Origin of the sequence: Nocardia ninae NBRC 108245, from assembly GCF_007990755.1 — a bacterium.
In the GTDB taxonomy this organism is placed as follows: Bacteria; Actinomycetota; Actinomycetes; order Mycobacteriales; family Mycobacteriaceae; genus Nocardia; species Nocardia ninae.
In genome coordinates this window covers 68,053-92,656 of sequence record NZ_BJXA01000001.1, presented here as the reverse complement: position 1 = coordinate 92,656, position 24,604 = coordinate 68,053, and the positions used below count along the sequence as shown (strand labels likewise).

Below are 24,604 nucleotides of genomic sequence, written 5' to 3'. Positions count from 1 at the left end.
GCACCGATCCGAACGGCGGCCGAACCGAATTCCGCCAGGTAGTGCCAGACCTTCTCGAGACGGGCAGACGTCCGATCGACATAGCGTTGGACTCTCCCGCCACGGGAGAGTCCAACATGGTGGCAGCGCTGGTTCGTTGTGTTGGCTGTGGCCCGCAGGTGCCCGGAGGCCAGACCTCTATCGGTGGGCAAGCAACCAGGCCGCGAGAAGAGTTGATGATTGCTGCCCAGGAAGGTGTCGCACAACCATGATGATCGACATAGATGCCCGCGGTATGCGGCATTGCGAGACAACAGCTTTGGGCGTGCTGCTGGGGCAGCATGGGCTCGAGCTGTCCGAGCCGATGATGTTCGGTCTCGGTTCCGGACTGTCGTTCATCTACTGGGACAGTAAGAGCATGGGCTTCCCCTTCCTCGGTGGACGGGCCAAGCCGTTCGAACTCACCAGAAACCTGGCCACCAGGCTCGGGCTGGAGCTCCTGGTCCAGGAGACCGCCTCCCCTCGCAAGGCGTGGGAGAACGTGGTCGACCTCCTCGGCGCGGGCCATCCTGTCGGCCTGCAGCTCGACAGCTACTACCTGGATTACTTCACGTCGAAGGTGCACTTCGGCGGTCACGTCGTCGCCATGTACGGCTACGACGACCATGACGCATTCCTGGTGGACACCGACCAGCAAGGCGGAACGGTGTCCACCAAGTTGACCAGCCTCGCTCAGGCCAGGGCCGCGCGCGGTCCGATGACCGCCAAGCATCGATCCTTCACTCTCACCGCCGCGCCGCACCCGCCCTCCCCGCAGAGCCAGATCGTTCCCGCCATCACCGCCTGCGCCGACGCCTTCCTCAACCCGCCCATCGCCAACCTCGGACACCGCGGTATCGAAAAGGCGGCCAAGCTGGTACCCAACTGGTTCGAGCGGACCGACGACCCGCAGCGCGATCTACCGCAGGCCGCACGCTTGATGGAGCAGGCAGGCACCGGGGGCGCCCTCTTCCGCAACTTCTACCGCGACTTCCTCGCCGAATGCTCCCAGACCCTTGATAGCCCTCACCTGCACACCGGCCACCGGCTGTACACCGAGGCAGCGGCCGGTTGGACGCAAGTCGCCGCACTGATCGCGCAAGCAGGTGAGTCAGGAGATGCTCAATTCCTCGCCCAAGCAGGCAGCATCCTCAGCGATCTTTCCCGGATCGAGCGTGAAGCCATGCAGGCACTGAGCCAACTGGGCAGTGAACTGTAGTAGCGGATGTGACCCCGGATAGTTTGTGGTCCAGCGACACCTGCCGATCCGCAGCGGCGAAGATTTTCGGGTCTTTTCGAGCTTCGCTCTCCGGGATCAGAATCGGTGGATACGAAATAACTTTCATTAACCGGGGCATCGCATGCCGTCTGCTGAGGTTCCCATCCGTACATGAATACCGACCGATACGTAAAATTCTGGCGGGCGTGAGGCATCACCAAGCAACGCCCACCGCACCGAATCGATGGCGTGAACTTCAGTGGCTGGCCGCGGCGCGCAGGCCCTGCAAGCCTGGGATTCGAGGAATCCCGCCACCCGAACAGGTACAAGCGAACGCATGCCGCTCGGGTTACGACGATTTCGGGGTGGCGATCGGGGGGTTCCCTGCGTTGTGTCCGAGCGCATCGAGGAGGTCGAAACAATGATCAACGCGACAAGCAAGACCGCATTAACGGTGACGGCGCTGTGCGCGCTCATGGTGACAGCACCACTGACCCAGGCCCAGCCGGATGACCATGGGTCGCCCCCGGACGGCAAAACCGCTGGGCCCCCTCGGTGGCCGACGCTGGACCCGCAGATCCGGCAGCTCGCCGAGACCTGAAAATGTCGACCGGGTACGGCCTCGGATCCGTGTCGGGCAATGTCTATTTCGCCCCGGCGGACGAGAACCACGGCGGGTTCGTGTTCCACGTCGAAGTGGACGACACGGACGACAACGACCAGGAGATCTACCTCGAGGTGTCGGTGGAGGGGTACTCGGCGGTCGAGTTCCGCAACCCGGTCGACAAGGACAAGCACTGGAGCAAGGTCGTCTGGGACTACCAAGCCATCCGAACCGACACCGCCTGGATGCGGATCTGCAATTCGGATTTCCTGAGGGACACTTGCAGCGACTGGCGCCACTTCAAACGCTGATCATTCAGCGCCTGGCGGGCACGACCGCCAGCGGTGCCGCACATCCGCGCACGCCGCTGATCGCGCACTGGCTGAACAGGAGAACTGGTGCTCCGGGGCGCTCGGCGGCTGCGGAATTGTGGTTTGCCGTGTGGCAGACTGACTTTCATGGTTTCGGGGAGGGTAGACGCGGCGGCTGGTGGATCGTGGAAGCTCGGCGATTCGACGGTCAATCGGATCGGGCTGGGCGCGATGCGGCTTCCGCAGTACGGTCAGGCGTTCGCAGCGGACGCAGTGCCGCGCGATCGGGGTGAGGCTGTTCGGGTGTTGCGTCGAGCGGTCGAGCTCGGGGTGAATCACATTGATACTGCCGCGTTCTACTTTTCCCGGTTGCGTTCTGCGAACGAGCTGATCAATCACGCACTGGCTCCGTACCCGGATGAGCTGCTCATCGCCGCGAAAGTCGGGCCACGCCGCGATCGGTCCGGGCATTGGCTGGAGCCGGCCACGCCGGGGCAACTCCGCGGTGAGGTCGAGGAAAATCTGCGCCAACTCGGCCGTGACCATCTCGACCTGGTGTATCTGCGCCGGTCCGGCCAAGATTCGATTGCCGAGCATTTCGGTGTGCTGGCCGAGTTGCGCGAGGCCGGGCTGATCCGTCACCTCGGGGTCTCGAATGCCACGCCCGCGGATCTGGCCGAAGCGCAGGCGATCGCCCCGGTGGTGTGCGTACAGAACCCTTACGGGCTGCGCCACCGCGGCGACCAGGACGAATTCGTCGACGCTTGCGGTGCGCAGGGAATCGCGTTCGTGCCGTTCTTCACCATCGCCGGTGCGGGTCGGGAAGCGGGCGCTACGGCCGGCGAACACCCGGAAGTCGGTGCGATCGCCCGCGCTCACGACGCCACACCAGCGCAGATTCGCCTGGCATGGGCATTGCACCGCGGTCCGCATGTGCTGCTCATCCCCGGCACAGGTGACCCGGACCACCTGATGGACAACGTAGCTGCGGCCGGACTATCGCTCACGCCAGACGATTTGACCCGGCTCGACGCCGTACATCGAGCCGAACAATAACTCAGCACGATCATTCATCGATCCGCGTTCCGTTCCACAAGGTTTCGCGGTCGTCGCTGCGCGACGGCGAAGTCGACCTCGTCGGAGTTGCATGACCGCCGACCATGCAAGCGGCTCCGGGAGCGTGGCGGAGGTGCGGGGCAGACGAGCCGATTGTGCGTTCGCCGGTCCGCACTGGTGATAGCAATCTACAATAAGCGCTGGTTGAAAAACGTTGCGGGACCGATCTTGTGGAGGCGTCATGGGCAAAGCTCTGATCATCGTCGACGTACAGAACGACTTCTGCGAGGGCGGGACGGTGGCTGTCACGGGCGGCGCCGCGCTGGCCGAACGAATCAGCCGGTATCTGCGGGACAGTCACTATGCCGCGATCACCGCCACCCGCGACTATCACATCGACCCGGGTGCCCATTTCTCCGACACTCCCGATTTCGTCGACACGTGGCCGCCGCACTGCCGGGTCGACACCCCCGGCGCCGACTTCCACCCGAACCTGGACACCGCGCCGATCGATGAGGTCTTCTTCAAAGGCGCCTACGCCGCCGCTTACTCCGGCTTCCAGGGCGCCACCAAGGACGGAACAGCTCTCGCGGACTGGTTGCGCGCCAACGACATCGACACCGTCGACGTCTGCGGCATCGCCACCGACCATTGCGTTCGCGCCACCGCCATGGATGCCCGCACCGCCGGTTTCAACACCCGAGTGCTGGTGAACCTGTCCGCAGGCGTGTCCCCCGGCAGCATCGAACGGGCACTGGACGAACTCCAGGTAGCAGGCGTGAAAATCGACACAAAAACCGCAGGCTGACCGATGGCACTTCGTGTCGCCCTGTTGGTCGGACGATCAGGAGGAATTGAGGCTGGCATCGGCCGAGAAGCGAGTGGCATCAGTTCCCCCTGATCGACTGTCCAACAGCGTATTTGGGTTGGGAGGCCGGTTTCGTGGAAGAACGCGGCGATGGCGCGGTCGGGTCAGCTTCCGTCGACCGGCTCGGGTATCCCGATCCGGTCTGCGGCTTCGTCAGGCAGGTTGGTCCTTCTCCGTGGCGAGCCAGACTTGCATGTTCTCCGGGTTGATCGGAATCGAGATGTGTTCGTGGGTGATCAGCCAGGCGCCGTTGGACCGATGCAGGCACACGGTCTCGCGGACCCAAATCGACGCTTGCAGCCCACCTTTGCGGGTTCCCGAGTCCAGGTGCAGCATGTTGGCGAAGGCGACGTCGCCGCTGGTCCGCACGGTGCGGTCGTGGGTCTGCAGGCTGATGGGGCCCTCGTAGCCGTCGAACCAGCGTAGGAAATTACGGCGCACCTCATCGTGTCCGGCGAACCGGAGTGGGGGTACGACGTCGTAGTAGACGATGTCGGGGTCGTAGTGCCCCATGAGTCGATCGATGTTCTTCGACTGCTGTGCCTCGGCACGGTTGGCGAAGAACGCCGCGAGTTCGGAATCGTTGGTAGTCATCGCGTCCTCTGTTCGGGATTCCGACCGGCACCGGTTCGCCGGCGACGGTTGCTGTGGTTCCGCTACTCCGACGACGCCGCGCTCCGGAATGTGAGGTGCGCTGCGGCTGAGCCGGCGGCGCAACGCCCATCCCAGCGGTCGCCGTCCAGCGAAATAGCCTCCGCGAGCAGGGCATTCGGCCCGAAAATTGCCATAGGCGAAAATTTCCGGAGTCGGCTAGGGTCGGTTTCATCCCAGGGCCCCGGGGTTCGAAATATCGGTCGAACTCGCTGTGGAGGAACAATGTCTGACCATTCCGACGTCGTCGTCATCGGTGGCGGAATACTAGGGTGCACAATGGCTTTGCACCTGATCGAAGCCGGGGCCGGAAGGGTCCGACTGCTGGAACGCGACGGGCTCTTCCAGGGCACGAGCGCAGCCGGCGCCGGATTCCTGGCAAGCTGGACTCCGTTCGCCGCAGAACAAGCCGTGACCGGGTACAGCCTGGACTACTACGCCCGGCTGCAAGCCGACGGCCACGACATCGACCTGCGTCGCAACGGGATCCTGTCACTGGACGCCCGCGCGTCCTCTTTGCAGGAAGTCAGCGACAGCGGTGCGGAGTACGGCGAGCAGGCCACTGTCCTGGACGCGGCGGAAGTCGAGGCGCTGACCCACGGCCTGGTCAAGGGCAGTGGAATATCCGGTGGGTTGTTCGAGCCAGGCGGTGCGCAGGTCTTCGCGCCGAAGGTCGGGGCGGCCCTTGCCGAGCGGCTGCACCGTCACCCGCTAGTGGTCCACGCGCGGCGGCCGGCTACCGCCCTGCGGACCCGCGGCGATCGTATCGTCGGCGTCGAAACCGCTACCGGGACAATTGATTGCGCGGCCGTCGTGGTGGCGGCGGGCGCCTGGAGCAACGAATTGCTCGCTCCCCTCGGCATATTTCTGCCCACCGCACCGCAAGTCACGTCACGGATCATCACCGAGAACCTCGACCTGCCCGGCACCTTGCCCGCGCTGTTCCTTTCGGGGCTGATCCCCGAGGATCCCGAGGGCGGAACACTGTTGTGGGTGCGCCGTCACGACGGCGGCTTGCTGTGGGGCGGCACTTACGACACGTACCCGCGCAACATCCTCCTGGACACCCCGATGCCGGAACGGTTCGACGAGATTCCTTACGACGGTGTGCGGGAACTGCTGCGAGTGGCCGCACGCGCCGACACCGTGATGCCGGCCCTTGCCCGGCAATCCAGCATCATGGTCAAACACGGCGCACCCTGCTACACCCCTGATTGGCGGGCACTGGTCGGGCCGGTCGCCGCCGTCGAGGGCCTCTATGCCCTGACCGGGGACAACGAAGCCGGGTTCACCCACGGCCCCGGCCACGCCAAGGTCCTCACCGACCTGCTCCTGCACGGAACAAGCGACCTGACTCCCGCCGACGACTGGAGCCCCGACCGTTTCGGTGATCAATACACCACCGAAACCGCCGTCATCGACGCTTATCTCGACTACCAGAGGTCGTTTGCCGCCAGGTGAGCTTGGTCGCCGTGCGCCTTGCGCGGGCACACCGCTGGTCGTGGGTGGCGGCGAACGTCCCGCCACCCACGCCATCTCCCGCGCGGTCGCCGCGGCAACATCACATTCCGGGCGGCTGTTTCGTCGTAACGATGTGAGCGGAAGCAACAGCGGAAGATCGGCGACACGATGACCACCGACGCGGGGCCGGATGGCCGGCTCGATCCGAGCCTGGACGCGATCATGAGCGAGCGTCGGCAGCTGATCAATCTCGCGTATCGGCTCCTCGGTTCGCTTGCCGATGCCGAGGACGTCGTGCAGGAGACGTATGCGCGCTGGTATGCCATGTCTCGCGACCAGCAGCGGGCCATTGCCTCGCCGGGTGCGTGGTTGACGAGGGTCGCGGGGCGCATCTGCTTGGATCTGCTGGGCTCGGCGCGCGTCAGGCGGGAACGCTATGTCGGCGAGTGGGTTCCCGAACCGCTGCCCGACCGTGGGGAGTGGAGCGAGGGCTCCGGCACCGACCCTGCCGACCGGGTCACCCTCGACGAGTCGATCACCATGGCTTTCCTGGTCGTGCTCGAATCGATGACCCCGGCCGAGCGCGTGGCGTTCATCCTGCACGACGTCTTCCGCTACCCGTTCGCGGAAGTGGCCGAGATCGTCGGCCGCAGCCCGGCGGCGTGCCGTCAGCTCGCCACCTCGGCGCGCAGGCGCATCGATGCCGCGCAGCCCGCCGCGGCGCCTACCGCCGAGCAGGCGCGGGTCGTCCGGGGGTTCAAGCAGGCGTGGGAAGCCCGGGACATCAACGCCCTCATCGGGTTCCTCGATCCCGCCGCGACGGCGATCGCCGACGGCGGCGGACAGGTCAACGCTGCGCCGCGGCCGATCGAGGGTGGCGAGCAGATCGCCCGCTATCTCGTTGACGTCTCAGGCCGGGTACGCGGTGTGACGATCCTGGAGTGCACGGTCAACGGCCAGCCCGGTCTGGTGACTCAGATGAACGGCACAGTTACGGCGGTGGTGGCGTTCGATATCTCGGACAATCGGATCCGACGCGTCTGGGCTGTCCGCAATCCCGACAAGCTCCGCCAATGGACGACCGCACAGCTCATTCGATAGTGGCCGGCCGGTGTTGCCACGCAAGCGAACTGCCGAATCGCGCCGTCACCCTTCGACCGGCCCGTCACGGAGGACCCCTCGCACCTGGTCCAGCGTCACGGTGTCCGGCACGAACTCGACCAGCCACCAGGTGGCTCCCGCCTTGGCGTAGGGCGCGGGGTCGGCGTTGGCCGGGAGCGGGACGGCGATGTCGAACGGAGTGGTGCTGTGCTGCCGGAGGGCGGTGAGGGTGGTGGCGATGTCGGCGAGTTGGTCGGGGTGTTCGAGGTTGACGGGGAAGAAGCCGTCGTGGCGGGCGGCGCGGCGCGGCGGTCGGAGGTTGCCGGGGAATCCTGCGGCCCATACCGGTACGCCGGGGCGTTGAATCGGGGTGGGCAGGAAGGAGATTCCGTCGACGGTGTAGTGCTCGCTGTGATGGTGTACCGGCTCGCCGGACCAGGCGGCGGTGAGGATCTGCAGTGATTCGTCGAGCATCCGACCGCGGCGCCGGTCGTCGAGTTCCTCGCCGGTGGCCGATAGTTCTTCGGCGAAGCGGTTGCTGCCGAGGCCGACGCCGAGGGTGAGGCGGCCACCGCTGAGGCGGTCGAGTGTCGCGGTTTCCCTGGCGACCTTGGTGGGTCGGCGGCGGGCAAGGGGTGTGACCATGGGGCCGAACCGGAGGTTTTCGGTGGCGGTGGCGATCGCGGCCAGCGTGATCCACGGGTCGGCCACCTGGCGGACCGGCTCCCGCCAACGCACGTGGTCCCACACGAACATGCCGTGCCAGCCGGCCTCCTCCGCCTCGGCGGCGAGCCGTGCTACCGCGACCGGGTCGGCGAGATCATCGAATATCGGCAGCCAGAGTGCCGACTGCAACGTGGTCATCAGAGACCGCCTTTGGTGTGCTGCAACAGGGCCGGGACGAACACATTCCATAGCGGCTTCGGTAGGTCGTGCCCGGCGCCTTCCAGGATCAACAGCGTCGCGCCGGGAATCGTGTCGCGCAGCGAATATCCGTGTGGGAGTGGGAAAACCGGGTCGTGGTCGCCGTGCACCACCAGAGTCGGCGCCTCGATGGCGGCAAAATCGCGGGACGCCCCGTCGAAGCTCATCGCGTAGTGGTTGACGAGGGTGGAGCCGATGTCGCGAGTGCGGGCCACGTCCCGCTCGACCAGTGTTCGGGTGGCGGTTTCGTCGAAGTAGGGTGAGCCGCCCGAGTACAACTTCGCCGAGCCGACAACATAATCCACTACCGCGCGGGAATCAGTGGGGTCCGGGTCGGCGGAAGTGCTGAGCTCCTCCGACGACGGCGGAAGTCCTTCCGCGCCGGTGGAAGTGGAGACGAACGTCAGGGACGCCACCCGGTCGGGGTGGTCTACGCCGAGGATGAGTCCGATGCCGCCGGACATCGATCGGCAGACGATGTGTGCGCGCTCGATGTGCAGGGCGTCGAGGAGACCGAGTGCGTCCGCGGCCAGGTCGGTGTATGCGTAGCCCGGCCGTCCCTTCGGGTAGCTGGTGGATCTGCCGGTGTCCCGGTTGTCGTAGCGGACCACGAACCGGTCGCCGCGCGAGATCTGTTCGCACAGTTCGGTTTCCCACCACAGCATCGAGGCGGCCGCGCCATCGATGAGCAGGATCGCCGAGTCGGCGGGGTTGCCGAAGGTCTCGAAGCACAGCTCGAACTCGTTGAGCTCGACGAGTTGCTCGCCGTGCGAAAGGGAATCGGTCATGGAGGCAACGCTAGACCGCACGGTCCCTCGCCAACAGCGCCAGTTTTCGACCGATCAGCGAGGTAACTAGCCAGCCTGAATTCACGTCCGACGTGGAACTGCGGCATCTCATCGCGCTCGGCCGCCCCGGGCCGAGGTGGACTCGTTCGGCCGGGCGATCGCGAGCCATGGACGTCGCTAGCCGACGAGCGCCGCGGCGTCGTAGGCCGGCTGATAACCGAGCTGCCGGCGAGCTTTGCCGGAGTCGTAGACGCGGTCGATGGTGGTCGGCAGTGGCCAGCCTTGCTGCCGGAACAAGGTGACGATGTCGGGCGCTCGTTGTTCGAGCAGTGGCCTCGGGTCGTGCCACAACTGCTGGGCGTCGTTGGGGCCGAACATCATTGGCCCGGCGATGTTGAATGCGCCGGTTACCTCAGGGTGTTCGGCAGCCAGTCGGTGGGCGCGGGCGACATCGCGGACGTCGACCCCGCGGTAGAGCCGGTGGGCAGCCCGGATAGCGGGCTCCTCCGGGAAGCAGCGGGCGATGCGCAGCACGACCGTGGTGAGCGTCCGATCGCCTTCGGCGAGAAGAGCTTCCGCGCCGAGCTTGGTTTCGTCATAGATGTCGCGCGGCCGCGGTTCCAGCGTTTCGTCGACCCAAACCGCACGATCGGTGGGCACCAGTGCGTGCCCGTAGACCGAGGTGCTGCTGGTGTAAACCATTCGCCGGACACCACATTCGGACGCCTGCTCGAGCAGCGCGGCGGTGGCGTCCACGTTGACGCCACGGAACTCGTCGTCGCCGACCCGTCCGACATGCGGAGCGTGCAGCGCAGCCGTGTGCACGACAACCTCGGCCCCGTGCACGGCGCGTACTCGAAGTTGCGGGTCGCGCAGATCGCCTCGATGGGTGGTCCACTGGCCGGGACGAACATCCCAGCCGCGCACCTGCCAACCCGCCGCGTGCATTTCCTGCGCGACGGCAGCTCCCACCACACCGGACGAACCAGTTATCAAAACTACTGCCGACTCCACGGACTCCGACATTACCCGCGTGGTCGCACTCCCCGTCATACCTGCTGACCGCACCATATCGAGCGCACGGTCCTGACCGAGGACGTGCTCCCCGCCCGGCGAAACGCGCGAACGTATCCACGGTCGCGCTTTCCGCACTGTGTCGGCCATCGCACGACGATCATGCGTACCTCAGCGACCCCGAGCGAGCCCTGTCGAAGCTGATGGCCCACATGAACACGTCAGCGGCTGGGAGTTCAGGCGCACAGGGCTCGGGTGGCAGGGATGACGTCGCTGATCCAGCGGCGGAGTTGGGTGTCGTCCGCGGATTCGGGCCAGTAGACGAAGGTGTCGAAGCCGGTTTCGTTGGCGAGATCGGCGAGAATGCGGGCCCAGCCTGCCGCGTCGGTGCGGATCGGTGCTTCGCCGCGAAGCGTGACCGGACCTGGAGTTTCGGTGATAGTGCCGACGAGTTGGGCCATCCGGGTGATGTCGGCCGGGTTACGTCCGGCCTCGGTCGCGGCGGCGGAGATGATGTCCTGTGTCGCTTGCCATTTCTCGTACGGCAGGTAGTGCGGGATGGGTGCGGCCCAGCCGTCGGCGATCCGTCCGGTGAGGGCATTGGCCTTCGGGCCGACGCTGCCGAACCAGATGCCGACCGGATGCGCGGGCGCCGGCCCGGACTGCACACCGTGCACGGTGTAGTGCGTGCCATGGACTTTCGCCTTCGTCCCCGGCAACCACATGGCGCGGATGATCGCGGTGGCTTCCTCGAGTGCTTGCAGCGCTTCGGGATTCGACCGCACCGGGCCGCCCATGGCGCCGATCGCGGGCCAGAACGCGCCCGCGCCCAAGGCCAGGTCGAATCGGCCGCCGCTGAGCAGATCCAGAGTCGCGGCTTGTTTCCCGAGCATCGCGGGTCCGCGCAACGGCAGGCTCGCCACATCCGGAAACACCCGCAGCCGTTCGGTTTCCGCCAGGATGGTGGCGATCACCGCGAACGTGTCGGCCAGTCCGCCCGAGTACGGATGGTCCTGGATGCCGAGCAGATCCAGGCCTTCCCGGTCCGCCACCTTCGCCATCGCACGCAACTGCGGCAGCTCGGTCACGGTCGGCGCCAACTGAATACCGAATCGTAAATTCACAGTGCGATCATGCCAGCCCGCTCAGCCGTGATTCGCTACGCCTCGGCGGCGCTTCATCCCGGGGTCCGCACAGTGCGGCGACGAGGTAGCCGCCGCCTCCGGCGATAGCCAAGACCCAGTACAGGTTTGCTCCGTCGAGCAGTAGCGCGGCCGACGACGTCACCGCAAGCCAAGCACCGAGCGTGTATTGGACGAGATCACGATATGCGGCTCCGCCTGCGAGGTAGATCATTCCGACGACGAGGCCGGACCCGGTCGGCCATAACAACGTCTGCACCTGCACGTCGTGCAGCGCCGTCTCCAGGGCGGTGATGATCAGATACAGCGCACCGAAGCCGATCAACCAGGACGCGGCCAGCAAGATGCCGACAACAGCCTCGCGACCGTGGGCACCGCGCTGCGCTCGGACCGCGGACACCCCGGTCACGATCAAGCCGGTCAGCAGTCCGCCGAGTAGCAGAACGGGCGCGACGGCGGAAGGTATCGGCGGACTGGAATCGTCGCCGTAGGTCAGCGCGAATGCGGTGTAACCGAGCAGCCAGGCGAACCCGAAAGTCAGATACGAGGGTCTGTTGTTCGGAACGGTGGCCACTGCGCGTGGATTGTGATGGGACATGGCGGTCCTCCTATGTGGACATAGAAAGTAGAACCCGCCCCGCCGAGACACTCCATGAGCGAGAGTCTCGAGCCCATAGCCCAGCGTCTCGTTAGTTGGCCTTGCTTACCGCTGGCCGGACCCGAGATGCTCGCGCGAATCTTCGACGACCAGGTATTCCGCCGCCGTGCGGCACCAGTGCGCGGCTTCAGTGCCCGCGCTCACTGGCGTAGAAAGCGAAGACCCGTTCAGCTTCGGACGCCGAGCGTGCCGGTCCAGGCGGCAGTGTCCAGACCGGCGCGACGGGCCAGTGTGAACATGGCGGCGATGTCGTCGTCGGTGCGTGGCCGGGAATCGTCGCCTGGGTAGTGCTGCTCCGTCAACCGTGTCATCGACTCGGCGAAGGAGCGAAGCACATTCTCGGTGACGGTGCCGCGCTCGGCGGCGTCGAGTAGCTGGTCGCACAGCTCGGGCATGCCGGCGTCGGTGGCATCGAACTCCAGCCGCTCGGCGATCTCGCCGACCGCACCCTCGCGGGTGGTCAACGACGAGATGCCGCAGTCGAGTCCGTCGTCGGCCAGGCCGTCCGGGTACGGCGCCCGGTGCCAGGCACCCTCGTCGAACCAGTAGACACAGCCGACCATGTAGTCATCGATCAGGCCTTGAACGTATTGGCGCGGTAGCCATTCCGGGGCCCCGGCCAGCAGGTCGATCGCGGGCTCGTGCGTTTTGACCTTGCTCGATTCGTCTTCCCCGACGAGTACCGCGCGGCCGTCGCCGTACCACTTGAACACCCACCAGGTGCAGCCGCAGTCGTCCCAGTGCAGGCCGTCGTCGTCGAGCCAGTATCCGTAACGATGGTGCGCGGGCTCGCGCTCCTGGTCCCGGTCGTAGGTCGCGACCGCGACGGCCGCCCACCGCGTCCACAGCACTCGCGCGTCCGGCAGGTCGCCGGGGCGCCCCGGGCGGTGTAGCTTCGCCAAAATTGTTCTCCTGATCCGCGTTTCGGGTGCCAGCATAGGCGGCAGGTGCGCCATCGCGTATCGATGCCACGCGGTGCGGCGGGGCGGACGGGCCCGGTTCCCGCTGACCGGCCCGGAGCATGTCACCGACTCGCCGCACCCACTGGCCGAGATCGCCGCACCGACGTCCCGGCCGGGTTGACCCAGCGGCTAGCGCGCGAGCAGCCGCGCTCGAGCGACCTCGCCGGTGTCCGACGGGTCGCTCGTGCCGACGAACGCGGCACCGACTCCCCCGCCCAGCACCTCGGCGGCGCGGGACCGGGCGCGGACAGATCCGGTCGCGACCTGCCCCCACCGTCGGGCGTTCCGGAAGATCGTCGTCCGGGTGCGTTATTGTCGATTCACAGGGACCTGCCGGCTGCCCGAGAGCTAGTTTGCCTGGCGTCCAGTACTGACCTGAAATGCGTTATCAGGGAGGAATTGTGGACATTACCGAGCTGATTCTCGACGACCACCGTGAGCAGCGGCGGCTGTTCGCGATTCTGGAGCAGATCGACCGCACCGAGACCGAGGTGCTTTCCGCGATCTGGGACCGGCTCGCGGCCTTCCTCGAGCTGCACGCGAAGGCCGAGGAGGAGATCTTCTATCCGGAGCTGCTGCAGGTGGGTATCGCCGCCCGGCGCACGGACCGGGTGGAGGACGAGACGCTCGACGCGATCCACGACCACAACGAGATCAGGGACGCGGTCGCCGAGGTGGCACAGCATCAGGTGGGCACCGACGACTGGTACGCGGCGGTCGCGGCGGCGAATCTGGCCAACAGCGATCACATGGCCGAGGAGGAACGCGAGGGTCTCACCGATTTCCGCAGGCTCGCCGGGTTGTGGCGCCGCCATCGGCTGGCCGTCGCCTTCGCCGCCTACGAGGCGCGCAATTACGCCGGTGTGGAGGCCGTCGACGAGGATCCCGCCGGTTATATCCGCGAGGTCGAGAACAAACTGCCACCCGAGAGCGAGCCGCCGACCGCGGACCAGCCGCCGGCCACCGCGAACAAACCGACGCCCTCGAACGGATCGCTGAGTGTCGGCAGCCTGAAGCGGAACTGACCCCCGGCACCCACCAACCGCCACGTCACCTCATACCGCACGCGGTACAGTCGACCCGCTCCGGGCCCGCTTTCGAGCTGTTGGGAATGCCATACCAATCGGGCCCGAACTGTGACCTGTCCCGCATATGGGGACTGTTATCGCGTTCTTGTGTCCACACCGCTTAACGTCGCCAAGGCACAACAGTTGGTAGGGAAGGTGGCGGCAAGCGTGGTTGATACCCAGGCGAAGCTAGATGAACTGGTCAAGATCCTGGCGATCGCTGCGGAACCCGCAGGTGAAGGCGGTATTGCCAAGCGGGAGAAGAAGGGCATTCCGAGCGTTCGGCAGCGGATACACATGCTGCTCGACCCCGGGACATTCCTCGAGACCAGTGCGTTGGCGCGCCAGCCCGACCAACCGGACGCTCTCTACGGCGATGGACTGGTCACTGGTCGCGGGTTGATCGGCGGCCGTCCGGTGGTCGTGATCGCACACGACCAGACCGTCTACGGCGGGTCGGTCGGTATCACCTCGGCCCGAAAGTTCATGCGCGCGTTGCAGTTCGCGTTCGACAACGCCTGCCCGGTGGTGACGATCAACGACTCCGGCGGCGCGCGGATCCAGGACGCGGTGGGCTCGATCGCGTCGTTCGGTGACATTTCCCGTGTGTTGGAGAAGCTGTCCGGCTATGTGCCGCAGGTGTCGATCATCCTCGGTAAGTGCGCCGCGGGTTCGGTGTACGGGCCGATCAATACCGATGTGCTGATCGGCACCAAGGATTCCTACATGTTCGTGACCGGGCCCGAGGTGATCAAAGCCGTCAACGGTGAGGACATCTCGGCTGAGGACCTCGGTGGCGCGGAGGTGCAGGCCAAGCGCGGCACCCTGCATCACGTGGCGGCCACCGAGCAGGAAGCTTACGACTGGGCCCGCCAGTACCTGAGCTATTTCCCGACCAGCTGCCTCGAGCAGCCGCCGATCGTGAATCCCGGTCTGGAGCCGGAGATCACCGCGACTGATCGGGAACTCGACAAGATCATCCCGGATTCCGATCGCACCGGGTACGACATGCACGAGATCCTGCTGCGGATCTTCGACGACGGTGAATTCCACGAGGTGCGTGCGGAATTCGCGCCGAACCTGATCACCGGATTCGCCAGGGTCGACGGTTTTCCGGTCGGTGTGATCGCCAATCAACCGTTGGTGCTCGGTGGTTCCATCGACGCGGCCTGCTCGGACAAGTCGACCTACTTCATCCGGCTCTGCGACGCGTTCAACATTCCGCTGGTGTTCGTCGTCGATACGCCGGGCGTGCTGCCGGGTCTCGATCAGGAAGCCAACGGGGTGATCATTCGCGGTGGCCGGGTGCCGCGCGCGATCATCGAGGCGACGGTGCCGATCATCAATCTTGTGGTGCGTAAGTCCTATGGCGGCGCGTACGGCATGATGGCGGCCCGGCAGGTGGGCGCCGATATCAGTTTCGCCTGGCCGACGGCCCGGATCGCGGTGATCGGCGCCGAGAGCGCGGTCGACCTCATCGGTAAGCGGCAATTGGCGGCGGTGCCTGCGGAGCAGCGGGCGGCCGCGCGCGATTTCATGGTCAACCATTACAACGAGACCATCGCCACCCCGTGGATCGCCGCCGAACGCGGTTACATCGACGCCGTCATCGAGCCCGCCCGCACGCGTCTGGAGATCCGGCACGCGTTGCGTTTGTTGCGGGACAAGCCGCCGGTCAAGCCGGAGTTCAATCCGCGTAAGCATTCGGTCTATCCGATGTGAGGGTTCCCGAAGCGGCACCATGAAGGTGGTTTGACTCGGCCCCTGCTGCGGGGAAATATGGGCGCGGCGGGGGTCCGAGAACGAACGCGGAATGGATCGGCCGGCGATGGACAGTACTGCAGCGGACTTCGCCGCCTCGCGTGGGGTTTTCGCCGTGGATTCGACCGATCCCGGTGCGGTATCGCGCGGTTTCGAGACCTTCCGGCACGGGTGGCAGACACAGGTCGGCGACGGCTTTCCGCTGCCGACCTTCAGTCCGGTGACCACCGGTGATTTCCGGGTCAGGAGCCGCGTCGCGAAGCTGCGCGACGTGGCCGTCACCGATCTCGACAGCGCGTCCGTGATCCGCACAGCCGGTACTCCGTACGGCTATGACGATCAGGTGCGGATTTACGTAGTGCGCCGCGGCACTTGGACTTTGGGTGCGTCGGCCGATCACGACGACTACACCGTAGCGGGCGGGCAGTTTTTGCTGCGGCACGGTCCGCCGATGCATTTCGGGGCGACGCCGGAGACCACGGTCAGGATTCTCACGCTGCCCTCCGCGGTGCTCGCGCCGCGACTGCGGAACCGGAGCCGCACCGAGGCGGCGGACTCGGCCGAGATGCGCCTGCTGATGGCGCACACGAACATGGTGCACGCCACCGTGGCCGACCTCGGCCCGACCGGTGTGCACGCCGCGCACGGCGCCATGCTCGAACTGGCCAGGGCGGTGACGACGGGTCGGTTCGACGACGCGGAGCCGGGGTTGCGGCCCGCGCTCGCTCAGGCGGCGAGGGACTTGGCGGACAGCCGGCTTGCCGATCCCGGGCTGTCTCCGGCGATGCTGGCCCGGGAACTCCACGTCTCCGTGCGCACTCTGCAACGGGCGTTCACCATGGCCGGCGAGTCGGTGACCGGCTACATCCACGACCGCAGGCTGGCACAGGCGCGCCTCGCCCTCGCTGCCCCGTCCCACCGGCCGACGGTCGCCGAACTCGCCGCGTTTTGGCAATTCGCCGACAGCAGCCATTTCATCCGCGCGTTCAAGAAACGCTACGGTCAGACGCCCGCCGAGTACGCCCGCTCAGCGAGGACCTAACGACTTGGCGCGCAGTTCGCCGCGCGGACCGATGGCATCGGCCACGCCCAGACAGGTGCTGCCGAGAAAGATGCCGAGCTGGTAATGGACGGAGTTGGCATCGAAAGAGTTGACCAAGACGCCGATTTCGTAGTTTCCGGGATAGATGACCTCCCCGACGTAGTCGATGCGAAAGGACGACGGTGACAGGTCGGGCACCAGCCCGTCGATGTCGAGTGCCGCAGCGGTGAATGCCGCGACCGCCTCGTCGTACCAAGTGGCCAGGGCGATGAAATTGACGTGCTGATTGATGTCGACGTCGCTGATCCGGGCACGCAGCGGAGCGAAATACGCGTAATGGTTGCGTTGCTGACGTTCGGCATTCGGACGGGTTACCACCGTGTCGCTGGAATCCGGGCCTGCCAAAGCGGTGAGATCGGCGACCAATTCGTCCGGCAGGGCGAGCGGGCCTGCGGTGCCGTACAGCACGACCGTGGCACTACCACTGCCCACGCGGTTGCCTGCGGCGAACACCGCATGTCCGTAGGTGAACGATGACCGCCCGATGCGACGGATATCGGTGTGCACTTCGATATCGGTGTCCGTGCGACGGGCGGGGGCGAGCCGTTCGACGCTTTGGCTGACGAAAATGATCTGATAGGGACCGAATTCACCGGCCGCTACCAGTCGTTCGAACCGCGGCAGTTCCAGATGTATCCGAGCGTCCTCCAGCCAGCGGGCCATCCCTACCGTGCTCACGGTGCCGTCCCGACCCAGATCGCCTTGCCGCACTCGGATGTCGGATCGGACCGGAAACACGTAGTCACTGATGGTTTTCATGAACGAGGACGCTAGAAGGAAATCATGATCCGGGACATTGGCCAGCCGGTTCATGGCGTCGATGTTCCATAGGGTTGACGCGGTCGTTCAAACGGCAGGTTGCCGCTTAGTATCGTCGTGCTGTGCTCGAGACGCGGCTTGATCTGAACCGGATTCGTGCGGCCCGCCGCGTGATCGATCCGATCTTTCTGAATACCCCGATGTACCGATGCGATGCGCTGGGGCGTCGGCTCGGCTGCTCGGCGAGTATCAAGCTGGAAACGGCGAATCCGGTGCGTAGCTTCAAGGCTCGCGGTACCGAGCTCGTCTCCAGTCTGTTGACCGAGCAGAAGCGGACGGCGGTGGTGTGCGCCAGCGCGGGCAACCTCGGGCAGGCGCTGGCGTGGTCCGGTCGTCGCCGTGGCTTGCGGGTGACCGTGGTGGCGTCGCGGCGGGCGCCTGCGGCCAAGCTCGATCGCATCCGTGCGCTGGGTGCCGAATTAATGGTGGTGGACGGCGATTTCGAGATGGCCCGCGAGCAGGCGGTGGGTATCGCGCGATCGCGCGGTGTTCGGCTGGTCGAGGACAGCCTGGACCTGGAGACCTGTGAGGGTGCCGCGACGATCGGGCTCGAGTTGGCGGATGCGGAGGACGCGTTCGATGCGGTGCTGGTCGCGCTGGGTGGCGGGGCGATGGCCACCGGTATCGGTTACGTCCTGAAGTCGCTGACACCGGGTGTCGAGGTGATCTGTGTGCAGCCGGCGGGTGCACCGGCGATGACCCGCTCCTGGCATGCGCGGCGGGTGATCACCACCGAGTCGTATGACACCATCGCCGACGGGGTCGCCGGTCGTTTTCCTATCCAGGCGGTCTTGGACGACCTCCTCACGGTGGCGGACGACGCTGTGCTGGTGCAGGAGTCATCGATCATCGCGGGCGTTCGAATGCTGTGGGAGCACACGGGTTTGGTGGTCGAGCCCGCTGCCGCGTTGGGTGTCGCCGCCGTCCTCGAGGATCCGGGCCGTTTCGCCGGGCGTCATGTCGTGACGGTCATCTGCGGTGGCAATGTCGACCTGGATGCTTATCGCGGGTGGATATCGGCGTGATTCGAGTTTCGTCGCTCGCCCTGTCGCTCCGGGATGGCGGCGACAGCGTGGATCTCGATGGCCGAGTCGTAGTGCAACGCACTGGCGCCCGCCACGATACGAGCGGGGCGGTGCGGGCCGAGCCACGCGGCATAGATCCTGTCGAAGGCTGGCCATGCCGCGAGGTCGGTGACGTGCACCGAGACCGACACCAGCCGGGTCCTGTCGATACCGGCGGCGGCCAGACACCGGTCGAGATTGTCGAGGACTTGCCGGGCCTGGACGTCGAAAGGCTGTCCGGCCAAGCTGTTTCCGCGTTCGTCGACCGGTAGCTGGCCGGAGATGTAGGCGAGCCCGCCGTGCATGGCGATATGCGAGTAGTGCCCGGCCGGTGGTCGCAGATCGGAACTATTGCGTAGCTGGATGTCGGTCATGTCCGGAGCAGTCCTTTGTTACTTGGAGTAGTTGTAGACGCTGGCGCGGGAGACGCCGAGCAGGTCGGCGATGGTCTGCGCGGAGCCGCTGGATTCGAAGTAGCCATCGCGGCGAAGTTGTTTGGCCAGTGCACGTTTGGCGTCGGCAGGCAGACTCCGCGGGGTGTGCGAGCGGGCCGCGGCGAAGGCCTCGATGGTCTCGCGCAGCTCGCGGGCGGTTCGATCGCGCAGTGTCTCGAGGACCTCGCCGCCGTGTGCGACCTCGGTGGCAACGAGGTTCGCGAGGGTGCGGGTCAGCGGTGACAACGAGGAGACGTCCAGGTTCAGGCACAGCGCCGCGACGTATCGTCCCTGCCTGTTCTTGATGCCGATCGAGGTGCTCTTGACCGGTCGTCCGTCGGGGAATTGGTTGGGGTAGTTCTGGATCACGCTCGGGTAGTCGGGGTCAGCGATGCGCGCCAGTCCGAGCTCGGTAGCCGAATCCCCCACCTGCCTGCCCGACAGGTTGTTCTCGATGGCGCGGATAGCGTGCTGGGGATTGCGTAGATCGTGGAGCACGACCTCGCACAGTCCGGGGAACATCCGTCCGATGGCGCCCGCGATCTTTTCCGCCTCGGCCAGCAGGTGCTCGTCCTCTTCAGCACCGTCGTTGCGGGCCGCATCATCTTCGGCGCTCATGCCCTTTGTCCTTGATGGCTCGTGCGGTCATCGTCGAAGATGCCCGCCATTTTCTCCGACGACTTGGTTCCGGCGCCGGTGAGGACGACCACGGTGGTCTCGCTCGCGCCGATGGCGCCCTCGGCGATGAAGTGGTCCAGCGCCGCGGCGGCGACGCAGCTGGTGGGTTCGGCGTAGAGGCCGCGCGAGGCGAGCTTGCGCACCGCTTTCCGGATCATCTCCTCGGAGACGGCGACGGCCGCGCCACCGGAACGGCGGATCGCGTCGACCGCTTCGGGCAGCCGGACCGGATCGGCGATAGCGGCGCCCTCGGCGATGGTGGGGACGCGCGGTTCACGCTCGGCCGGGTCGAGACCGTTGACCGTGTCGGCGATGGTCGCCCAGTGCTCGGGCTGGCCGACGAACAGGCGGGGCCGGTGCGCGATCTGCCCCGCCTCGAGCAGCTCGCTGAACGCGATGTCACAACCCAGGACGTTGCTGCCGGCGCCGGCGACCAGCACCACGTTGTCGGGGGCCCGGAACCCGAGGTCTTCCCACATCTCGTAGGCCACGGTTTTGGTGCCCTGCAAGAAGAATGGGTGCCAGTTGTGGCTGGCATACCTGATCTGTTCGGACTGGCGGATCGCCTCCTGCGACACCTGCTCGCGGGTGCCCGCGACGAGTTCGATCTGGGCGCCATAGGCGCGGACCTGCAGAATTTTCGCGGCCGAGGTGGACTCGGGCACGATGATCTTGGCTCGGATCCCGGCGGCGGCACTGTAGGCCGCGACCGAGGAGCCGCCGTTGCCGGAGCTGTCCTCGAGCACGTGGTCCGCGCCTTGGGCTACCAGGTGCGAGACCATCACCGCCACCCCGCGGTCTTTGAAACTCGACGTCGGGTTGAACCATTCGAGTTTGAAGTGCACGCGCCGACCCGACCAGTCCATCGGGACCATCGGCGTACAGCCCTCGCCGAGGCTCACGCGGTGGCGCGCATCGACGGGGATCGCCGCCTGATAGCGCCACAGCGACCGATCCGAGGTGACGATCCGGTCTTTCGTGATGCCCGGCAGCGCACTCATCGCCAGTGCGGTGCCGTCGTCACCACGCCAGCGGGGGTCCGCGATGTCGTAGCGGTAACCGGACCGGTCGTACAGGAACGCATCGGTGATGGGCGTGTCGGTCACAGTCTCATCCTTCTTGCCGGTCCAGGAGGTTCTAGACTAGCAGTCTAGATTTGTATTCATAGTCTAACCCAGTCGCTGATGCCGCCCAGCAGGCCGTATCAGCGCCGTGACAGCCGTATGTCAGGTCGTTCCGCGACCGTGGTCCGCACAACAGCCACGAAAGGAAAACCTGATGACTCAACCGGTTTCGGTCCCGAACGGTCTCCCCACGGCGCGCGACGCCGGCCCCTTCGATCCGCCCAGCGAGATCAGCCGGATGCGCGAGGCCGGCCCGGTCTGTCCGCTGATCTTCCCCGACGGGCACGAGGGCTGGTTCGTCACCGGATACGACGCGGTCCGCCAGCTCATGGCCGACACCCGGTTCAGCTCGCGCCAGGATCTCGGCATCATGCACGTCCCCTACGAGACACCCGGCATGCCCGCTGCCACCGAACCGTCCCCGCAGATTCCGGGCCTGTTCATCGCCATGGACCCGCCGGATCACACCCGGCTGCGGCGCATGCTCACCGGCACCTTCACGGTCCGGCGGATGAAGCAGCTCGAAGAGCACATCATCGAGATCGCCGAGCAGCAGTTGGCCGAGATGGCGAAATTGACCCCGCCGGTCGACCTGGTCAAGGAATTCGCGCTGCCGGTGCCGTCGCTGGTGATCTGCGAAATGCTCGGCGTCCCTTACGCGGACCGGGAAACCTTCCAGGTCAACTCCGCCAAGTTCCTGGTCAAGGACCAGACGCTGGAGGAGAAGATGGGAGCGTACGGCGCGATGATGGGCTACCTCGCCCAGCTGGTCACGGCCAAACGCGCCGAACCCGGCGACGACATCCTGTCCGACCTGGCCCGCAACGACGAACTGTCCATCGAGGAACTGACCGGCATCGCGTTCCTGCTGCTGCTCGCGGGCCACGAAACCACCGCGAACATGTTGGCGCTGGGCACTTTCGCGCTGCTCGAGCATCCGGACCAGTTGGCCGAACTGCGTGCCGATCCGGAACTGGTGCCCGATGCCGTCGAGGAACTCCTGCGCTACCTGACCATCGCCGACATCTTCTATCGCTACGCCACCGAGGACATCGAACTGGGCGGTGAAACGATCCGCAAGGGATCGACCGTCGTCGTCTCGCTGCTGGCCGCCAATCACGATCCGCAGCGCTTCGACAACCCCGACACCCTCGACATCCACCGCAAGGCGCGCGGTCACCTGTCCTTCGGGCACGGGGTGCACACCTGCCTCGGCCAGCAGCTCGCTCGCATCGAAATGCGTGCCGGATTCGCCGGGCTGCTGCGGCGGTTCCCGACCCTCGAGCTCGCCATCCCGGCGGACGAGGTGAAACTGCGGACCGACATGAACATCTACGGCGTGCACGAATTGCCGGTCACGTGGACACTGTCTGCCTCGTAAACCGTTGAGCACGAAGGAGATAACGATGACACGGCTTGTGGCGGATCGGGAGCGCTGTATCGGATCGGGCATGTGCGCCCTTATCGCACCGGAGGTGTTCGATCAAGACGAGGACGACGGGCGGGTGCGGTTGCTGGATCCGAGCCCGCGCGGTGGTCACGCGGCGGTGCGCGACGCGGTGGACGCTTGCCCGGCCAGGGCGCTCGACATCGACTTGGACTAGCGGACATCGTCTCGCACCGCCGGGCACGGCCTCAGCGCCTTGACGCGCCTTGCGGCAGAGAGCCACGATCAGCGGTCTGCCGGACTTCCCGGCGGACATCCGGAATTGCCGATGTGCTCTTGTTCAGCCATCCCAGCACCGCACACTGTGGGGTGTCGGTGTAAGTCGCTCAGTGGCTGGTCACATTCGGGGTGGAGTGCCACAGCGCCTTGGGCCACCGTGTCCGGTTCGTGTCGGGCGCCGGGGCCGAGGGGCCCGGCGACCGTGACGCGCGTGGCGTGCACGCGCTGGTCGGCGGGCCCGTGGTGGAGCATGCGCCGGCTCCGCAGTACTAGTGCCCTACTTGGTCGGTCAGGGAAAGTCCTTCCTTCGCCTTGATTCGACGATGCTCGAGGAGGAGCCAGCCCGAACCGCCCAGCAGGCTGACTACGCACACGATCGCGCCGATCGTCGCCCACCCACGGAAGCCGGACCCCGCTGCGGTGAGCGTCGCACCGAGGGCAGCGATACCCACTACCCACAACAGGATGCCGGGAATGTTGTAACCGTCTTGTATTCCTTCCCCGGCGTGACTTCTCGAGGTCCGCGCCGCATCGGAAGAAAAGCCGCCGGACTCGAGGTCACGCGATGCCGTGTCGTCCTCGTATACTGCGCCAGAGTTAGCCATAGGATTGCTCCTTCGGTATCTATCCCCCTGGCACGCTTTCCCCAGCTCCGATCGAGCAAACCCGACCACACATCGGCAGTGGGGAGACGCTGCTCACAGTGAGCCCGCCCTGCTACGCCAGATCAGACCGGTGGAGAGCACTGCCATGAGATTCATAGACGCCGAAGGTTTGCCTGCGTCCCGCGTCGGCCAAATTTGTCACGATGGAGCTCATACGCCGTGGAGGCATCAGTAGCGGCCGGTTACGAACGTCCTATATAGACCGCTGAGCGAAACGGTCACGCGGAAGCCATTGGTGTGCCAGAGCCGTTGCGGCTCAGTGCATCCGAAAGTACCGAGTTGAGTGCGAAAGCTGGTGGCGCTGGACTGTTCCCGCGCCACCGCTACCCCTCGATATCGAGATTGCTGTTACTCAGCCGGTGTGGTCGGTGCCGGACGTCACTGTCCGCGGGAAGCGTTCGCGGCCTGGATGAATTCGATTTGGGCTGGTGACGGCCCGCGGAACTCGTTCTGGATTCGTTCTGCGTTGTCGGCTTGCATCCGGTACAGACTGTCGCGCAGCCCGGGATCGCCACCGTGGAACTCTTCCAGCAACCGCATCCACCGCGCGGCCAACTGATGAGCTTGCGGAGACGCCGGGTCCAGCCCGGCCTCGATTGCCGCGTCGACCTGCGAGATCAATTCGCCCCATCCGGCTTCTACCTGCTCGATGTGGGGCTCGCCGGATTGCTCGCGACGGTGAGCGAGCTGTGCCAATTGTTCTTGGGTGAAATATTGCTTGACCGTGTCGTCGACCATGACAGTCCTCCTGATCAATTCCAGGAAGCGATGCGCGCAGATGTCGGGCCGGTTCTGCGCCGTTGCCGCGAGCGCGGCCACCAGGGCGTGCAGGGCTTGCGTCGCACAGACCTGAGCAGCCAGAAAATCGCGGTGCACGGCAAGCACTTGCGTGATTGCCGTGGTCCCGGCGAGCACGTTCGCGATCTGATCCAGCCCCAGGCCCAGTTGACGCAAGGCCACCACCTGATACAGGCGCTCGACGTCGGCTTCGGTATAGAGCCGGTGCCCGGTATTGGTGCGCCCAGCGGGGCTCACCAAGCCGATACGGTCGTAATGATGCAACGTCCGGACCGTCAATCCGATCTCGGTCGCGAGCTCACCGACCTTCCACACCTGCCCATTTCCCGGCTTGTCCATCCGCTTCGATCTCGCTTCCACCGCCGCACCTCGCGCCGGTGACGCCGACGCTATGGCCTGACGCTACGTCAGGAGCAACCGCGAATTTTCTGCTGAGCCGACGACGTAGCCGATGACCACCGCGGCCGCGCCACCAAGCACCAACACAAGCCAGGACTTGCCGCGCTACCGAAGTGTCACCACGTCCATGCGCGAGTTGATGCCTCCGGGGGCACTCTCAACATAGATCTGGCCGTAGGAGACACCGACCTCACCCTCGAGCTTGAACACTTCTCACACCATCCCCACCGACGAGAGCCCACCATCGCTC

At 65.8% G+C, this 24,604-nt stretch carries 26 protein-coding genes; 13 read left to right on the top strand and 13 right to left on the bottom strand.

The window, feature by feature from the left end:
- The first annotated feature begins 247 nt into the window (after nt 1-247).
- From NN4_RS00445 to NN4_RS00425, 5 genes are all read left to right on the top strand, one after another.
- Entirely contained in the window at nt 248-1,237 is a 990-nt protein-coding gene (locus NN4_RS00445; protein ID WP_147127937.1) for a BtrH N-terminal domain-containing protein, read from the top strand.
- A gap of 421 nt (nt 1,238-1,658) precedes the next feature.
- On the top strand, nt 1,659-1,838 hold the full coding sequence (locus NN4_RS00440) for a hypothetical protein (protein WP_147127936.1): 180 nt from the start codon (nt 1,659-1,661) through the stop codon (nt 1,836-1,838).
- Nucleotides 1,839-1,840: 2 nt separating this feature from the next.
- Nucleotides 1,841-2,152, top strand: a complete 312-nt coding sequence (locus tag NN4_RS00435) for a hypothetical protein (RefSeq protein WP_147127935.1) — start codon at nt 1,841-1,843, stop codon at nt 2,150-2,152.
- Nucleotides 2,153-2,299: 147 nt separating this feature from the next.
- The gene (locus tag NN4_RS00430; protein ID WP_147127934.1) at nt 2,300-3,208 is read left to right on the top strand and encodes an oxidoreductase; all 909 of its coding nucleotides are present in this window, start codon (nt 2,300-2,302) and stop codon (nt 3,206-3,208) included.
- A gap of 241 nt (nt 3,209-3,449) precedes the next feature.
- Complete coding sequence (locus NN4_RS00425) at nt 3,450-4,016, top strand: nicotinamidase (protein WP_147127933.1); 567 nt, start codon at nt 3,450-3,452, stop codon at nt 4,014-4,016.
- Nucleotides 4,017-4,229: 213 nt separating this feature from the next.
- On the opposite strand, the gene NN4_RS00420 is transcribed toward NN4_RS00425, so the two are convergent.
- Nucleotides 4,230-4,670, bottom strand: coding sequence for a YybH family protein (locus NN4_RS00420; protein WP_147127932.1), 441 nt, complete (start codon nt 4,668-4,670; stop codon nt 4,230-4,232).
- Between the two features lie 282 nt (nt 4,671-4,952).
- Here NN4_RS00420 and NN4_RS00415 point away from each other — a divergent pair, with 282 nt between their 5' ends.
- Nucleotides 4,953-6,188: an NAD(P)/FAD-dependent oxidoreductase gene (locus tag NN4_RS00415; RefSeq protein ID WP_147127931.1), complete on the top strand. Its 1,236-nt coding sequence runs from the start codon at nt 4,953-4,955 to the stop codon at nt 6,186-6,188.
- A gap of 168 nt (nt 6,189-6,356) precedes the next feature.
- On the top strand, nt 6,357-7,289 hold the full coding sequence (gene sigJ / locus NN4_RS00410; RefSeq protein WP_147127930.1) for an RNA polymerase sigma factor SigJ: 933 nt from the start codon (nt 6,357-6,359) through the stop codon (nt 7,287-7,289).
- 45 nt (nt 7,290-7,334) lie between these two features.
- On the opposite strand, the gene NN4_RS00405 is transcribed toward sigJ, so the two are convergent.
- From NN4_RS00405 to NN4_RS00380, 6 genes are all read right to left on the bottom strand, one after another.
- Nucleotides 7,335-8,153 carry an LLM class flavin-dependent oxidoreductase gene (locus NN4_RS00405; protein WP_147127929.1) on the bottom strand — a complete coding sequence of 273 codons (819 nt, stop codon included), beginning with the start codon at nt 8,151-8,153 and terminating at the stop codon, nt 7,335-7,337.
- Nucleotides 8,153-9,001 carry an alpha/beta fold hydrolase gene (locus NN4_RS00400; RefSeq protein WP_147127928.1) on the bottom strand — a complete coding sequence of 283 codons (849 nt, stop codon included), beginning with the start codon at nt 8,999-9,001 and terminating at the stop codon, nt 8,153-8,155. Before NN4_RS00400 ends, NN4_RS00405 begins: the two co-directional genes overlap by 1 nt.
- 177 nt (nt 9,002-9,178) lie before the next feature.
- Nucleotides 9,179-10,027, bottom strand: a complete 849-nt coding sequence (locus NN4_RS00395) for an NAD-dependent epimerase/dehydratase family protein (RefSeq protein WP_147127927.1) — start codon at nt 10,025-10,027, stop codon at nt 9,179-9,181.
- A gap of 224 nt (nt 10,028-10,251) precedes the next feature.
- Nucleotides 10,252-11,139, bottom strand: a complete 888-nt coding sequence (locus NN4_RS00390) for an LLM class flavin-dependent oxidoreductase (protein WP_147127926.1) — start codon at nt 11,137-11,139, stop codon at nt 10,252-10,254.
- A 7-nt stretch (nt 11,140-11,146) separates the two neighbouring features.
- Complete coding sequence (locus tag NN4_RS00385; RefSeq protein WP_186818182.1) at nt 11,147-11,755, bottom strand: ABC transporter permease; 609 nt, start codon at nt 11,753-11,755, stop codon at nt 11,147-11,149.
- Between the two features lie 227 nt (nt 11,756-11,982).
- The gene (locus NN4_RS00380) at nt 11,983-12,717 is read right to left on the bottom strand and encodes a hypothetical protein (RefSeq protein ID WP_147127925.1); all 735 of its coding nucleotides are present in this window, start codon (nt 12,715-12,717) and stop codon (nt 11,983-11,985) included.
- Between the two features lie 461 nt (nt 12,718-13,178).
- On the opposite strand from NN4_RS00380, the gene NN4_RS00375 reads away from it, so the two are divergent.
- The 3 genes from NN4_RS00375 (at nt 13,179) to NN4_RS00365 (ending at nt 16,647) form a co-directional block, all read left to right on the top strand.
- On the top strand, nt 13,179-13,802 hold the full coding sequence (locus NN4_RS00375) for a hemerythrin domain-containing protein (protein WP_186818181.1): 624 nt from the start codon (nt 13,179-13,181) through the stop codon (nt 13,800-13,802).
- Nucleotides 13,803-14,012: 210 nt separating this feature from the next.
- The gene (locus NN4_RS00370) at nt 14,013-15,566 is read left to right on the top strand and encodes an acyl-CoA carboxylase subunit beta (RefSeq protein WP_147127924.1); all 1,554 of its coding nucleotides are present in this window, start codon (nt 14,013-14,015) and stop codon (nt 15,564-15,566) included.
- Between the two features lie 106 nt (nt 15,567-15,672).
- Nucleotides 15,673-16,647: a helix-turn-helix domain-containing protein gene (locus NN4_RS00365; RefSeq protein ID WP_147127923.1), complete on the top strand. Its 975-nt coding sequence runs from the start codon at nt 15,673-15,675 to the stop codon at nt 16,645-16,647.
- Here the strand turns inward: NN4_RS00365 and NN4_RS00360 are convergent.
- Nucleotides 16,633-17,466: an acyl-CoA thioesterase gene (locus NN4_RS00360; protein WP_147127922.1), complete on the bottom strand. Its 834-nt coding sequence runs from the start codon at nt 17,464-17,466 to the stop codon at nt 16,633-16,635. The genes NN4_RS00365 and NN4_RS00360 overlap by 15 nt on opposite strands.
- 122 nt (nt 17,467-17,588) lie before the next feature.
- Here NN4_RS00360 and NN4_RS00355 point away from each other — a divergent pair, with 122 nt between their 5' ends.
- Nucleotides 17,589-18,551: a threonine ammonia-lyase gene (locus NN4_RS00355; protein ID WP_147127921.1), complete on the top strand. Its 963-nt coding sequence runs from the start codon at nt 17,589-17,591 to the stop codon at nt 18,549-18,551.
- On the opposite strand, the gene NN4_RS00350 is transcribed toward NN4_RS00355, so the two are convergent.
- Genes NN4_RS00350 through NN4_RS00340 form a run of 3 tightly spaced genes read right to left on the bottom strand, consistent with a single transcriptional unit; the run spans nt 18,527 to nt 20,808 of the window.
- On the bottom strand, nt 18,527-18,964 hold the full coding sequence (locus tag NN4_RS00350; protein ID WP_147127920.1) for a RidA family protein: 438 nt from the start codon (nt 18,962-18,964) through the stop codon (nt 18,527-18,529). The genes NN4_RS00355 and NN4_RS00350 overlap by 25 nt on opposite strands.
- Nucleotides 18,965-18,982: 18 nt before the next feature.
- Complete coding sequence (locus NN4_RS00345) at nt 18,983-19,642, bottom strand: helix-turn-helix transcriptional regulator (protein WP_147127919.1); 660 nt, start codon at nt 19,640-19,642, stop codon at nt 18,983-18,985.
- The gene (locus tag NN4_RS00340) at nt 19,639-20,808 is read right to left on the bottom strand and encodes a threonine synthase (RefSeq protein WP_147127918.1); all 1,170 of its coding nucleotides are present in this window, start codon (nt 20,806-20,808) and stop codon (nt 19,639-19,641) included. Before NN4_RS00340 ends, NN4_RS00345 begins: the two co-directional genes overlap by 4 nt.
- Before the next feature lie 172 nt (nt 20,809-20,980).
- Here NN4_RS00340 and NN4_RS00335 point away from each other — a divergent pair, with 172 nt between their 5' ends.
- Nucleotides 20,981-22,207, top strand: a complete 1,227-nt coding sequence (locus NN4_RS00335) for a cytochrome P450 (RefSeq protein WP_147127917.1) — start codon at nt 20,981-20,983, stop codon at nt 22,205-22,207.
- A gap of 25 nt (nt 22,208-22,232) precedes the next feature.
- Entirely contained in the window at nt 22,233-22,430 is a 198-nt protein-coding gene (locus NN4_RS00330; protein WP_147127916.1) for a ferredoxin, read from the top strand.
- A 331-nt stretch (nt 22,431-22,761) separates the two neighbouring features.
- On the opposite strand, the gene NN4_RS00325 is transcribed toward NN4_RS00330, so the two are convergent.
- Both NN4_RS00325 and NN4_RS00320 read right to left on the bottom strand, forming a co-directional pair.
- Nucleotides 22,762-23,097 (bottom strand): hypothetical protein, encoded by a 336-nt coding sequence (locus NN4_RS00325; protein WP_308633294.1) that lies wholly within the window; start codon nt 23,095-23,097, stop codon nt 22,762-22,764.
- Between the two features lie 438 nt (nt 23,098-23,535).
- On the bottom strand, nt 23,536-24,294 hold the full coding sequence (locus tag NN4_RS00320) for a MerR family transcriptional regulator (RefSeq protein ID WP_147127915.1): 759 nt from the start codon (nt 24,292-24,294) through the stop codon (nt 23,536-23,538).
- Between the last annotated feature and the right edge of the window lie 310 nt (nt 24,295-24,604).